General features: G+C 49.0%; 13 protein-coding genes and 3 tRNA genes. 7 read left to right on the top strand and 9 right to left on the bottom strand.

Going from position 1 to position 13218, the window contains the following annotated elements:
- The first annotated feature begins 2 nt into the window (after positions 1–2).
- Positions 3–1355 carry a glutathione-disulfide reductase gene (gor, locus tag EQU24_RS05680; RefSeq protein WP_017840420.1) on the top strand — a complete coding sequence of 451 codons (1353 nt, stop codon included), beginning with the start codon at positions 3–5 and terminating at the stop codon, positions 1353–1355.
- A 551-nt stretch (positions 1356–1906) separates the two neighbouring features.
- Here gor and EQU24_RS05675 read toward each other — a convergent pair.
- Positions 1907–3205 (bottom strand): transposase, encoded by a 1299-nt coding sequence (locus EQU24_RS05675; protein WP_138767097.1) that lies wholly within the window; start codon positions 3203–3205, stop codon positions 1907–1909.
- Positions 3206–3426: 221 nt separating this feature from the next.
- Between EQU24_RS05675 and EQU24_RS05670 the strand changes: the two genes are divergently transcribed.
- The 4 genes from EQU24_RS05670 (at position 3427) to EQU24_RS05660 (ending at position 6215) form a co-directional block, all read left to right on the top strand.
- Positions 3427–4854 carry an L-lactate MFS transporter gene (locus EQU24_RS05670; RefSeq protein WP_017840422.1) on the top strand — a complete coding sequence of 476 codons (1428 nt, stop codon included), beginning with the start codon at positions 3427–3429 and terminating at the stop codon, positions 4852–4854.
- 7 nt (positions 4855–4861) lie between these two features.
- Positions 4862–4990 (top strand): MFS transporter small subunit, encoded by a 129-nt coding sequence (locus EQU24_RS23235; protein ID WP_017840423.1) that lies wholly within the window; start codon positions 4862–4864, stop codon positions 4988–4990.
- A gap of 61 nt (positions 4991–5051) precedes the next feature.
- Positions 5052–5621 carry a hypothetical protein gene (locus tag EQU24_RS05665; protein ID WP_017840424.1) on the top strand — a complete coding sequence of 190 codons (570 nt, stop codon included), beginning with the start codon at positions 5052–5054 and terminating at the stop codon, positions 5619–5621.
- A 12-nt stretch (positions 5622–5633) separates the two neighbouring features.
- Positions 5634–6215 carry an LOG family protein gene (locus tag EQU24_RS05660; protein WP_017840425.1) on the top strand — a complete coding sequence of 194 codons (582 nt, stop codon included), beginning with the start codon at positions 5634–5636 and terminating at the stop codon, positions 6213–6215.
- 125 nt (positions 6216–6340) lie between these two features.
- Here EQU24_RS05660 and EQU24_RS05655 read toward each other — a convergent pair whose 3' ends face one another.
- The 7 genes from EQU24_RS05655 to EQU24_RS05625 form a co-directional block, all read right to left on the bottom strand.
- A complete protein-coding gene (locus tag EQU24_RS05655) occupies positions 6341–6673 on the bottom strand; it encodes an exosortase system-associated protein, TIGR04073 family (RefSeq protein WP_014147631.1) in 333 nt (110 codons plus the stop codon).
- A gap of 99 nt (positions 6674–6772) precedes the next feature.
- Positions 6773–7240, bottom strand: coding sequence for a bacterioferritin (gene bfr, locus EQU24_RS05650; protein WP_017840426.1), 468 nt, complete (start codon positions 7238–7240; stop codon positions 6773–6775).
- Between the two features lie 220 nt (positions 7241–7460).
- A tRNA-Glu gene (locus EQU24_RS05645) sits at positions 7461–7536 on the bottom strand.
- A gap of 53 nt (positions 7537–7589) precedes the next feature.
- A tRNA-Glu gene (locus EQU24_RS05640) sits at positions 7590–7665 on the bottom strand.
- Positions 7666–7683: 18 nt separating this feature from the next.
- Positions 7684–7759: transfer RNA gene (locus tag EQU24_RS05635), tRNA-Ala, on the bottom strand.
- Between the two features lie 47 nt (positions 7760–7806).
- Complete coding sequence (gltX, locus tag EQU24_RS05630) at positions 7807–9210, bottom strand: glutamate--tRNA ligase (RefSeq protein WP_017840427.1); 1404 nt, start codon at positions 9208–9210, stop codon at positions 7807–7809.
- 3 nt (positions 9211–9213) lie between these two features.
- Positions 9214–9687, bottom strand: coding sequence for a tetratricopeptide repeat protein (locus tag EQU24_RS05625; protein WP_138767096.1), 474 nt, complete (start codon positions 9685–9687; stop codon positions 9214–9216).
- Positions 9688–9994: 307 nt separating this feature from the next.
- Here EQU24_RS05625 and EQU24_RS05620 point away from each other — a divergent pair, with 307 nt between their 5' ends.
- Positions 9995–10984 carry an ATP-binding cassette domain-containing protein gene (locus tag EQU24_RS05620; RefSeq protein ID WP_017840429.1) on the top strand — a complete coding sequence of 330 codons (990 nt, stop codon included), beginning with the start codon at positions 9995–9997 and terminating at the stop codon, positions 10982–10984.
- A gap of 225 nt (positions 10985–11209) precedes the next feature.
- A complete protein-coding gene (locus EQU24_RS05615; RefSeq protein WP_026130124.1) occupies positions 11210–12193 on the top strand; it encodes an ABC transporter substrate-binding protein in 984 nt (327 codons plus the stop codon).
- On the opposite strand, the gene EQU24_RS05610 is transcribed toward EQU24_RS05615, so the two are convergent.
- Entirely contained in the window at positions 12194–13204 is a 1011-nt protein-coding gene (locus tag EQU24_RS05610) for a Gfo/Idh/MocA family protein (RefSeq protein ID WP_017840431.1), read from the bottom strand.
- Positions 13205–13218: the final 14 nt, after the last annotated feature.

Below are 13218 nucleotides of genomic sequence, written 5' to 3'. Positions count from 1 at the left end.
AAATGACTGATTACGATTTCGAGCTTTTTGTCATCGGCGCGGGTTCGGGAGGCGTTCGAGCTGCACGAACGGCCGCCAACCTCGGCATTCGCGTCGCCATCGCCGAAGACCGCCATCTGGGCGGTACCTGCGTCAATGTCGGTTGCGTGCCTAAGAAATTGTTCGTCTATGCCTCGCATTTTCGCGAGGATTTTGAAGCGGCTAAAGGTTTCGGTTGGTCGATGACAAAACCGGACTTCGATTGGCAACGCTTGTTGTCGCAAAAAGATCGCGAATTGGAACGGCTGCAAGGCATATACGGCAGTTTGCTCGACAAGTCAGGCGTAACGCTGATCGAAGGCCGAGCGACATTGCTTGACGCTCATACCGCACAAGTCGGCGAAACTCGATACCGCAGCGAACGCATTCTAATCGCGACCGGCGGCAAGCCATTTATTCCCGATTTTCCGGGCAACGAACATGTCGTCAATTCCGATGACATGTTTGCCTTGGATAATCTCCCGAAACGGCTATTAATCGTCGGCGGCGGCTATATTGCCGTCGAATTCGCCGGCATCATGCACGGCTTGGGCGTTAACACGACATTATGTTATCGAGGAGAGCAAATTCTGCGGGGATTCGATCACGATATTAGAGCATTCGCCGATCAGGAAATGCGAAAAAAAGGCATCGACATTTTGCTCAACACCAACATTAAATCGGTCACCCGGACCGAAAACGGCTGTGAAGCCCATACCGACCGGAACCAAATCATTGAAGCCGATCTGATTTTATATGCGACCGGGCGAAAACCGAATACTGCGGGATTAGGACTGTCCGAACTCGGCGTTGCGCTGACAGAGAACGGGGAAATCGTCGTCGACGACCGATATCAAAGCAATATTCCGTCGATATACGCGCTGGGCGATGTCACCGGCGGACTTAACCTGACACCGGTCGCAACCGCCGAAGCAATGGCTCTGGTCAACACTCTCTATACCGATAAACCCACTTCGGTCGATTACGACTATATCCCAACGGCGGTATTCAGCCAGCCGAATATCGGCACTGTGGGGTTGACCGAATCCGAAGCCAAGGAGCGATATTCCGATATCGAGATCTATAAATCGGTTTTTACGCCGATGAAACACACGCTGTCCGGTTTCGATGAAAAAACGATGATGAAAATGATCGTCAGAAAAAGCACCGATCGGGTCCTAGGCATCCACATGGTCGGGCCGGAAGCCGGAGAAATCATACAAGGCATGGCAGTCGCAATTCGGGCCGGCGCGACCAAGGCCGTCTTCGACTCGACGATCGGTATTCATCCGACTGCAGCCGAAGAACTTGTCACGATGCGCAAATCTGTAGGCTGAAACGTGAATTTAAGAACGGATGAATAACTTCTTTGTAAGTCTTTGGCAACAAGCGGGCCTGCAGACACTGTTGAGTCGAGCCGTTTTCAAAAAACGTTCAGGGGACCCTAAAAGGGTTCTAAAAGGGGTCAGGTTACTTTTTGATTAATAGTAATCGCTAATTAAAGCCCCCTCCTTTTCTATGTAAGCTCTTGCTAACCGGTTTCGAGAGGCTAGAGCTTCTCGTTCCGCATTCCCAAGCAAAGAGCTTGGGAACGAGCGGAAATAAGGAAGTTATTTACGACCATATCCATAGTACATCCAGCCCGATTCCGATAAGATAGCGCCCACCGAAGTCACTCGTCCCTCACCGATAGCTCTGCAACCTCCAGCAGTGCTTTGATATTTATTTTTAGCTATACCTTTCGTACTTCAAATTTCGGCAGGGCAGTGCCTGAGGAGGCGTGCGGCAAAGGCTTTGCCAGCATGGAACTGGCATAGAGCCTACAGGGGTGTATTCACGGCGTCCTTTGACGCCCCATAAGCGCCAACTTAAGAATCTAAGTATTTGATTAAGCAAGACTAACGCCACCTCCCCGACCTTCAATAATGAGTTCCAAAACACGATCCGGCAAACCCTGAAGCTTTCTCTTGCGCGGACGTTCACAAAGGCTTTTTACGTGGTCATCAATAAAGCGCTTATTTTTTGGAAAACAAGCCGTAAGTCCTGCCTTGATCTCATTGGCGATCGTGCGCCATAAACGCCAATGGGTAATCGAACGATCACCGTCCATTGTGGTGGCCGCCCGGCCGAATCGGCGCTGCGCTATTTTTTGAGTCACTGCAGCAAACAGTAACTTGCCGTGCAAATATAAATCCGCCAGCTTGCTGTCTTTTCGGGCGCGTAGCCGGTCGATATCGAGCAAGCTCTTTAGCCGCTTTATGACCAGCTCCACTTGCCAGCGAACCCGGTAGAGCTCAGCGATTGATTTCGTGTCGAGCAGCGCTTCGGGGAGCGAAGTAAAAATCAACACCCAGCCGCTCAGCATCAAGGTCTTTTGGCTCGCCGTGCGACCTTTATCACGCGCGCGTTGTTTCGCTTTGCGGCGTGCTTGCGCCGCCTGTTCCGGCGGTAACGGCATCGCATGCACCACGCCTTCAATACGTTTGTCTTGATGGCACAGATAAACGGGTATCGCACCCGGCTGACCATTCAAATCGCGTATGCGCTGTTCCCAATCGATTTTAACACCTTTCGGTTCGTTGCACCGTTCGTAAAGGGTCATGCTGTGTGGATTGTAGCGCAGTACGACGTGGCCGCCGCGATCAATGAGCGGGACTAAAGACTTCGGTTGGTTGTAGCCTCGATCAACCAACGCGACATCACCTGCAGTCAACTGATAGTGATCCAAGCTCTCGCCGACTTTATCGGTCGTGACGTTGACCTCGCGAAGTGTCAAGCTCATCAAGTCGATCGCCACATGCAAGCGATACGTTGTTTCTTTCGCGCCGGGTTCTTGCACGGTCGAACCGTCAATCACAATGAAATTCAAGGAGCCATTGTTGATCTGTTTATCCAATCCGAACACACGCTTCAGTAACGACTTGATCCACACCACGCAGGCCGCCAGTCGCTTGGTCACCGCCGTGTCGCTCAAATAGCCTTGAAGCTTGGCAACTTCGCCGGCACAGCTGCGCAACGACAAGTCCTGTCCGCAATACAACAGGACTAACTGCAATAATTGCAACGGTGATCGGATTTTCCGTGCCCGTGCAAACGCCTGTAATTCATAGGCCTGCTCCTGGAAATCTGCCGGGAGCTCTTGCAAAAATTCATCAAAAGGCGTATCTGTTAGCTGTGGCTGCTTCATAGGGATTTTCACTTTCGTCGGTAAAAATACTCTATGTTGTGGCCACACTTTTATTTTTCAACTACAAATCAACGTTTTATGCCTTAAGTTGGCGTCTATGCTTTGACGCCCCCCCCCCGATGCCGAATTTTGATCTACGATGAGTATTATTTTATAACCGAAGAATGTTAAAGCCAGGTTTACAGACCCAAAGGCCTAGACTGAAATGAAAAAGGTTTTTCATGCCCGGATTTTTTTCTAAACAACGTATAACCGCCTCTCCCGACTACAACCGCTGGCTGGTACCGCCCGCCGCTTTGTCGGTGCACTTGTGCATCGGCCAAGCTTATGCATTCAGCGTATTTAACGAACCTTTGACTCGGGTGATCGGCGGTTCGGCTTCCGCGCCGGACGACTGGAAATTAACCGAGCTGGGCTGGATTTTCAGTCTGGCCATCGTGTTTCTGGGAATATCGGCCGCATTCGGCGGTAAGTGGCTCGAAAAAGTCGGGCCGCGCTTGACGATGTTCGTGGCCGCATGCTGTTTCGGCGGCGGTTTTTTGATTTCGGCATTAGGCGTTTTTCTACATCAAATCTGGCTACTTTATTTAGGCTATGGCGTCATCGGAGGCATCGGCCTCGGTTTAGGCTATGTCTCGCCGGTTTCGACCTTGATCAAATGGTTTCCCGACCGGCGCGGCATGGCAACCGGCATGGCGATCATGGGTTTCGGCGGCGGCGCGATGATCGGCGCGCCGCTTTCAGTGTTACTGATGGATCATTTCCAATCGACCGTATCGGTCGGCGTGATCGAAACATTCTTGACGATGGGCGGTTTATATTTCATATCGATGACGATCGGCGCATTGACGATTCGCACGCCGCCGGAAGATTGGCGACCCGAAGGCTGGAAACCGCCAGTACTGCGTAACAAGATGATCACGCATCGCCATGTCCATATCGATCAGGCCTTGAAAACGCCGCAATTCTATTTGCTGTGGCTGGTTTTGTGTTTGAATGTGACGGCAGGTATCGGCGTTTTGGGGCAGGCTTCGGTGATGATTCAGGAAATATTCAAGGGACTCGTCACGCCGGCGGCCGCGGCCGGTTTCGTCGGTTTGTTAAGTCTATTCAACATGGGCGGACGTTTTTTCTGGTCCACCGTGTCCGACTATATCGGGCGCAAGAGCACTTATTTTGTATTTTTTGCCGTCGGCGCAGGGCTTTATGCGGCTGTTCCTTCGGTCGGCATGACCGGAAACATTGCCTTGTTCATTCTACTTTACGCGGTTATTTTGAGCATGTACGGCGGTGGTTTTTCATCGATTCCCGCTTATTTGGCCGATATTTTCGGTACGCGTTATGTCGGCGGCATTCACGGCCGACTTCTAACCGCATGGTCGACGGCCGGCGTGTTGGGCCCGGTTTTGGTCAACTATATCCGAGAATTTCAGATCGCCCAGGGCATCGCAAAAACCGATGCCTATAACGTCACGATGTATATCATGGCGGGCATCTTACTCTTGGGCTTTTTCTGTAATTTATTGATCAAGCCGGTACATGAAAAGCATTATATGCAACACGATGAATTCGACGAACTGGACGGCGCTTATCCGCTCGATGAATATCGGAACACGAACCCTTCAACATTAACGAAAACCGCTTCGTGAGCCGCCGATGAAAAACAGCAAACCTTTTAAACCCGGCCAATGGGTTCTGTTGCTAGTATACTGGCTTTATGTCGCCATTCCTTTAGCTTGGGGTATTTGGTCGACTTTGCGTAAAGCGATGGTTTTGTTTAATTAACCTGAGTTCGGGTTAAGAAACCGAGCATTTGATAAACCCACGGATCACCAGGAAACCCGACATGAAAAAACATTTATTTAAATCCACCCTGCTAATTATACTTTTGAGTGCAGCAACCCTAGTACCGGCTACGACTTATGCGCAAAAACCGGATTGGCAGGATTCCGGCAAACCTCAGAAATCTAAAGACAATTTCAAGAAGGGCGATAAACGTCAACACGATCAGCCGCGCGGCGGTGGCGATAAGCGCCAATCCGGAACTGAACGCCATAGCGCCGGCTCGTCCCGTCAAGACAGAGGAGCCGACATCAGACAGGGTGATTATTTCGGCGACCGGCAGCGCATTATAATCCGCGATTATTACTCCGAACAATTCCGTAGAGGTCACTGTCCTCCAGGGCTCGCAAAGAAAAACAACGGTTGCCTGCCGCCGGGTCAAGCCAAAAAATGGCAAGTCGGCCGGCCACTGCCACGAAATGTCGTTTTCCATGATCTACCGCCGGCTGTCGCTTTGGAGCTCGGCCCTCCTCCCACCGGTCACCGGTTTGTCCGTGTGGCATCGGACATTTTAATGGTTACAACCGGCACGGGCATGGTAATCGATGCGATTCAAGATTTGGGCGGATTTTAAAAAGCTAATCGAATGAAAAGAATTTGCGTCTACTGCGGGTCAAGATCCGGAAAACGACCCGAATATACTCTTGCCGCACATCTTCTCGCGAAGGAACTTGCGCTCCGTAGCATCGGTTTGGTTTACGGCGGCGCCCATATCGGGGTCATGGGACAACTTGCCGATGCCGTATTGGCGCAAAACGGAGAAGTCATCGGCGTGATTCCTCAAAACTTAGTGGATAAGGAAGTCGCTCACTACGGACTAACCGATTTGAAAATTGTCGGATCAATGCATGAACGAAAGGCATTGATGGCCGACCTTGCCGACGGCTTTATCGCTTTGCCTGGCGGACTAGGTACACTGGAGGAATTATTTGAGATACTGACTTGGGCGCAACTGGGCTTGCATCGAAAACCCTGCGGCCTGCTCAATATCGACGGCTACTACGACGGCTTGGTTTCATTTTTGGATCATGCCGTTGACGAACAATTCGTCAAACCGGTCGACCGGTCGATGCTGTTGATTGAAAAGCATCCAAAACAATTATTGGATGCCTTTTCAACCTATCGAGCGCCGTCGGTCGAGCAATGGCTTGGCCGGGAGGCCACGTAAAGATTGCATCCCTTTTGATTGAAAAACCGTCTAAGAATAAAAAGCAACGGTTCCAGTTAAGTTATTTTTTGCATATTCCTAAGCAAACTGAAACGGCTTTCTTGCTCTCAGATTAGTAAGAAAAACTATTTGAAGTAATCCCAAGGATACTCGGGTTTCAAAATTGGACGAAAACCGGCCGGCAATGGAAACGGAGCGGAAAGAAACTCATAAACGCCCACCAAGGTACGCGTAACCGTCATGCCCAAGCCGATAGCCAATCCCATCGGTATTCCGATTGCAGGACCCTGAGCCTGGCTCTCCTTGACCATGTTCCCCGGAATCTCGAGCACTCCGGTCGTCATCCCGGCTAATCCACGCAACGATTTGTCGGCTGCGGAATAAGCATTCGCGTATTGCGCAGAAAACATCATAAAAACTGTGAAAAAAACGATGACATATTGCCTTGGAATTTTCATATCCCCTCCTTATACAACATTTAAATTAAATAAATCCTATTGAATAACAGCATTGTTAATTCAGCCTTAACAGGCCAATACTGCAGCGAGAAATCAACATTATTGTTGCGATTGCAAATAGTTTTGCAATCCGATTCTATCGATTAACCCCAATTGCTGTTCCAGCCAATGCGTATGATCGTCCTCTGTGTCCTTTAGCATGCCTTCCAAAATTTCTCGGGTCTGATAATCTTGCGCCGATTCGCAAAAGGCGATGACCGACCGCAATGAGGTAATGACCTTTAATTCCAATTCAAGATCGTTTTTCAGCATATCCGAGACATTCGCACCTACCTTTAGAGGCTCGCGCTTCGATAAATCCGGCGTGCCTTCCAAAAATAAAATGCGCTTGATTAATGCGTCGGCATGGGCAGTCTCATCTTGCACTTCATGAGCAATGCGTTCGTAGAGTTTACCGAACCCCCAATTTTCATACATACGAGAATGAATAAAATATTGATCGATTGCCGTCAATTCGCCGGCCAATAATTCGTTCAAGCGCTCGATAACTTGACTATTACCTTTCATCTGTAGCTCCTTAATTCGTAACACATTGAACCGATGCAACAACTTAAACGGTTATGATAATGTCACAGGATAATACACTTACCGAAATAGTGTACACATAAATTAAAGCCGATCGTTTTAGATCTGCTTCGTGAACATTACGGTTAGATGATTTATTTAAGGTAGAAAACAATAGACAATAAAAAAGGCCTACGACCAAAGATCGTAAGCCTTTAATAAGTGGCGTCCCCAGGGGGGTTCGAACCCCCGTTACCGCCGTGAAAGGGCGGTGTCCTAGGCCACTAGACGATGGGGACTAAAACGGATCGGTATTTTATCAGAACCGATATCTGAACTTTTTTGTGCGAAATGGCGTCCCCAGGGGGGTTCGAACCCCCGTTACCGCCGTGAAAGGGCGGTGTCCTAGGCCACTAGACGATGGGGACTTAAGACGCTAATTCAATTGGTGGAGCCAAGCGGGATCGAACCGCTGACCTCAACACTGCCAGTGTTGCGCTCTCCCAGCTGAGCTATGGCCCCTCACTTGAGTCCGCATATTCTACAGGAATTTAAATTCTTGTCCAGCTTTAATTTAAAGACTTAATAAAATCCACGGCACGAACTAATCGCGCCAGTGTTTTTTCGCGCCCCAACAACGCCAATGTCATATCGATCGGGGGCGACACCGAAGTCCCGCAAACCGCTACTCGCAGGGGCTGCGCGACTTTTCCCAAATTCAGCCCCAAGGTCTCGGCTAAATTGACGACAATTTGATGCAAAACCTCTCCCTGCCAATTATCCAGTCCGCTAAATTGATCATGCAACTGCTGCAAAACATCAGCACTCTCCGATTTGAAATTCTTTTTTGCAGCCTTTTCGTCGTATTCATCGAAGTCCTTGTAGAAATAGCGACTGATCGTCGCCATTTCGACCAGGGTTTTACAACGCTCTTTCTGAACTTTGACTAACTCAACCAAATCCGGTCCGTCGGTAGGGTCGATACCCTGCTCGCCCATGTGCCAACTCAAATGCCGTGCGACATGAGCCGGATCAGAGTTCATGATGTATTGATGATTGAGCCACAATAACTTTTCCGGATTGAATGACGATGCCGACACATTGACGTCTTTTAGTTCGAAATACTCGATCATTTCGTCCAGGCTAAAAATTTCCTGATCGCCATGCGACCAACCCAACCGAACCAGATAGTTCAATAGCGCTTCGGGTAAATAACCTTCATCCCTGTACTGCATCACGCTGACCGCGCCATGGCGTTTGGACAGTCTCGCGCCATCCGCGCCCAATATCATCGGCAGATGTGCATATTCCGGAATCGGGGCACCCAACGCCTTCAATATATTCATCTGTCTCGGCGTATTGTTTATGTGGTCGTCACCGCGAATCACATGCGTCACTCCCATATCCATATCATCGACGACGACACTGAGATTGTATGTCGGCGATCCGTCGGAGCGTGCGATGATCAAATCGTCTAATTCTTTGTTCGAAACGACAATATCGCCTTTCACCAAATCCCTGATAACCACCTCGCCATCACTCGGATTCCTAAATCGAACCACCGGCATGACGCCTTCAGACACGCCCGGAGTTTCCCGGCATTTGCCGTTATAACGAGGCTTTTCCTTATTCGCCATCTGCTCATTACGCAGCTGTTCCAGCTCTTCTTTACTGCAATAGCAATAGTAGGCATCACCCTGGTCGAGCAGTTGCTGTATGACGGCTTTGTAACGTTCGAACCGGTGCGTCTGATAGAAAGGTCCTTCGTCGTACTCCAAGCCTAACCAAGTCATTCCTTCCAAAATCGCATTAACCGATTCTTGCGTCGAACGCTCCAGATCGGTATCTTCGATCCTCAAAATAAAACGGCCCCCGTGCTTACGGGAATACAACCAAGAAAAAAGCGCGGTCCGCGCGCCGCCGATATGAAGATAACCCGTTGGACTCGGGGCAAATCGTGTTTTTGTCGTCATTTGTTACTTATTCGTTTTCAATAAAATCTTTTTTGCATATTCATTTGGAATTTGCTTGGAAGCTCGCAGGCGTATTGCCTGGTAGTTAAAACCCACACTACCCTTCGGCGCCTCATTTTTACCCAGAATAGCCAACGAAGCGCCATGGCCTTTTGCCGCTGCTTTTTCATACCATTGCGTGGCTTTTTTGACATCTTGTGGCATGCCTAAACCTCTATCGTACATTGCAGCAACTACGACTTCTGCTTCGAGCAGACCTTGCTCAGCCGCCTTAAGCATCCACCCGGCGGCTTGTTGCTCATCGACTTCAAAACCATCCCGACCCAATAAATATAAAGCGCCCATTTTAGCTTGCGCAAGCGCATCGCCCTGTTCAGCCGAAGCCTGAACAGATGATTTAGCACCGACCTCTTCAGCATGAACCATTCCTATCTCGGCTAAAGCCAACAGACAAGCTATCGTTGTTATTTTAATCATTCCTCTAACCTCATGCATCGATTAACGACTGAGTTGCTGACAAAGTGCTTCCGGCAACAAATGTTTTACTTTTCGACACGCCGAAACCAAACAACTCTAAGAATAAGTATTATTTCACGACATAGCCCTGAGAGGAATTAATCATTCAGTAAATTCAAAATTCTGCACTCTTCTTGGAAAGAATTTACAATTCTTATACCATTGAGCGAGCCTTATCTCACGACTCACAATTGACCATTATTAGCTATTTGTCTTGAATAGCTATTTATTCGAGAATACACTTTGAGAAGCAATCTGCGTAACTTAAATGATCGACCTTTACCGACTAAACGATATTCGTTTCCTTTACGTTGACAAGGTAGCTCTCACACTGCCTTCGCTTAGTGTCAAAACCGGTAAAATCACTGCATTGATCGGCCCTAACGGTTGCGGGAAAAGCACCTTACTGAATATATTGGCTTTTTTAGATTCGCCACAGCAAGGCAGCATCGCCTTTAAGGGAAAAACCGTTCGTTCAAAGAAACAACTGCAAGCATTAAGAAAGCGTGTTGGGCTACTAACCCAAAAACCATATATGCTTCGAGGTACGGTAGCTGATAATCTAAAACTTGCGCTAAAATTACACGGCGTACCGAAACCGCTTTGGCAAAACAAAATTAACGAGACTCTCAATCGTCTCGATGCCATTCATTTACTCAACCAGCAAGCCAATGCGCTGTCGGGTGGAGAACTGCAAAAAGCGGCTCTTGCACGCGCACTGATTAACGATCCCGAGGTTTTGTTATTAGATGAACCTTTCAGTTATTTAGATGAAGCCGCGAATGTCATGCTTGAGAAATTCATCCAAGATTACAGCACCCCCACTCGTAACTTGATTTTTAGCACCCATAACCGACTGCAAGGCTTAGCGCTGGCCGACGAAGTCATAACGCTCATTAACGGCAGCCAGGTTCAAACGCCGTTACTGAATTTGTTTCATGGTCATCTGGACAATCATATTTTTAATACGGGTAAACTGAGTGTCGTTTTAACCGGGGACATCGAAGGATGTCGGCACATTTCGATCGATCCGCATGAAATTGTCTTGTCCAAAGAACCTTTTTGTTCCAGTATTCGCAACCAATATCCGGGACGTGTCACATCGATTGCGGAGGAAATGGGCAAGGTGAGAGTCAATGTTTCAGCCGGCGAAATTTTTCAAGCTCTAATTACCTTCGAAGCGTTACATGATTTAAAGTTGCAATTGGGAGATGAAGTTTGGGTTAATTTTAAGTCGAATTCGATCGTAACATTCTGAGGTAAATATGCTTTTACATTTCTTATCTCATAAGCGAGTTGCCGAATTCTCAAAAAAGCTCATAGCTCCAGGATGTTATTTGCCACGAAATCCTTAACCATAAATACCTCCTAATTAAACGACGGCTATAGCAAAGCATAAACGCCATAGCCCGCTCACTAACCGGATGCCAAATAAAATGCGTCCTTATTGACTCTTTACATTTTTTATTTTTCATCAGCAGCAGTGACGACAACAGATTTGACGAAACACCTATCCCGCCGGCACTTCATTCGATGCCTTACCGCACTGAGCCTATCACCCTGGCTTCCCGGCTGTGAATCATTGTTTGCTCGACGAATTGCGATTGCCGCTCATGCTTGGCCCGGTTATGAATTCCTGTTTCTAGCCCAGCGCGAAAAATGGTTGGATAGCTCCTTAGTCGATTTGATGGAAACAACCTCTGCAACCGAATCATTAAGCGCACTGATCGAAGGCAAGATTGACGGTGCAGCATTGACACTGGACGAAGTTTTAACGACACGCGCATCCGGCTTGCCGCTTACCGTGGTTTTGGTATTTAACATTTCAGCTGGTGCGGATATGCTGCTAGCTAGACCATACATAGTAAAATCAGCCGATCTCAAGGGGCAGCGCATCGGCTTTGAAAAAGGCACGGTCGGCTCGCTATTGCTTCACAAAGCACTTGATGCCGCGGGCTTGTCAATGGCTGAAATCACAGCGGTTCCCTTGACAATCGACGCCCATTTTCAGGCCTGGCAACAGCAAAAAGTCGACGCCCTAGTCACATACGATCCGATTGCCAGCCGTTTGTTACGCGAAGGTGCAATCAAGCTTTTCGACAGTCGAAAAATTCCTGACACTATTTTTGATGTGTTGGCTTTTCGAACCGATCGTTTAGACTTTAGTCGATCACCAGCCATTCGCCATTTGGTCTCCGCCCATCTTAAGGCGTTTGAGCATTTGACCAAAAACCCACAAGATGCTGCATACCGAATGGCACCGCGCTTTAAATTATCGCCTGCTCAAGTGCTTGGCACATATAAGGGTTTAGTCATTCCCGATCGAAGCAACAATCGACGCTTACTGGAAGGGTCGTCTCCAATTCTGCTAGACAGCGCACGCAACCTTAGCATCTTCATGTACGAATCGGGAAAACTACCGCACGAGAACGACTTAACCGATTTGATTGACCCAAGCTACTTATGATTAAAAGCGAACTACCCGACCGTCCTCGGCCGATTGCAGCGCACCGACAATAATCCGGCAATTGGTCTTTGCGTCTTCAAGCGAGAGCGAGGGTGCCTTACCTGTCAAAACGCAATCACTGAAGTGTTCGATTTCCAAACGGAAATGATCGGCGATTGGGAGTATCTCCTCAGATTGGCGCCCCCCTTCCGTCCACCAGGAAATGATCGGAATGTCGCCCGGATTTTGCCAAACGCCATGACACTTCAAACCGCCTTTTGTGCCGACAACTTCGTACTCGCAGCGCCGCGCGCGCTCAAAACTGAAATCGAAATGCGCGTATTTGCCGTCGCCAAAATCGAGCACACCGCTACACGCGGTATCCGCGCCGCTTTCGATATATTTGGCAACGGCAGTGACCGACTCCGGCATTCCATCGAAAAACAGCCTGAGCGAATGAATCGCATAACAGCCTATATCCCACATCGCCCCGCCGCCCTGATCGATACTATCTGCGATCCGATACCTTCTGGCCGGTTTCATCATGAACGAAAAACTCGCACGCACCGTTTTAACCTCGCCGATCTCTCCGGAACGTAGAATATCCAAGGCCCGCGCATGCTGCGGATGAAAACGGTACATAAAGCCCTCCATGACCGTCACGTTATGGCGACGCGCAGCAGTTTCTATCGCTTCGATATCCGAAACTTTCAACGCCATCGGCTTTTCGCACAATACATGCTTGCCCTTCTCGATCGCGCGCAAGGCCCATTCGGCATGCTCGCGATTCGCCATCGGCAAATAAACCGCTTCGATTTCATCGTCATCGAGAATCGCTTCAGGGCTATCGTAAGCGCGAACACTTTGCTGATGCGGCGCATATTTCGCCAAGGTTTCCGCCGCGGCGCCGGGACGGCGACTGCCGATCGCGACCAATTCGGCATTGCTCGCATCGACGATCGCCGGCATCAGCCGCTCGTTGACCCGTGCCGCGCCTAAGATACCCCAACGCAATTTTTTGTGTTCGTTCATGATTCTCCTCCGTG

The organism is Methylotuvimicrobium buryatense (genome assembly GCF_005931095.1).
GTDB classification, from domain to species: Bacteria; Pseudomonadota; Gammaproteobacteria; order Methylococcales; family Methylomonadaceae; genus Methylotuvimicrobium; species Methylotuvimicrobium buryatense.
Note: the sequence above shows the minus strand (reverse complement) of the source record. Positions and strands in the feature narration are given on the sequence as shown.